1 rRNA gene is annotated in these 436 nt (G+C 38.8%); it reads right to left on the minus strand.

What is annotated here, in order from left to right:
- Positions 1–381: 381 nt before the first annotated feature.
- Positions 382–436: ribosomal RNA gene (locus tag EO118_RS08535) — 16S ribosomal RNA — on the minus strand; the annotation flags it as partial.

The raw sequence follows: 436 nt of genomic DNA on the forward strand, positions 1-436 counted from the left end.
ACCTTATAAGTTAATTTAGAGAATCTATGTGCTTGGTCTAACCCTTAGAGTCAACTCTAAGAGACCAAATCATAAATCATTATTATCTTCTATGCAGTTTTCAAAGAACATGTTATTTTTCTATAAAATCGCGACTAACTTCGTCAAACTCATTCTGCTTGTCTCACGTAATTACCATTACGCTTCGACTTCGCATCACTCGTTTTCCTCGTTATCCATCGATTTTCTTAGAAAAATTAGTGCTTTGTAAGTATATCCGAACATTAACTGCTTGTCAATACTAACTTTGAGAGTTGACCTCTCAAAACTGAACAATGTAGGTGACCAAAGTGTCGACCTAGTGTGACATCTAGCATCCTGTGCTAGTGTATGTCTCCCTAGAAAGGAGGTGATCCAGCCGCACCTTCCGATACGGCTACCTTGTTACGACTTCACC

It is taken from the genome of Veillonella sp. 3891 (assembly GCF_003992315.1).
In the GTDB taxonomy this organism is placed as follows: Bacteria; Bacillota; Negativicutes; order Veillonellales; family Veillonellaceae; genus F0422.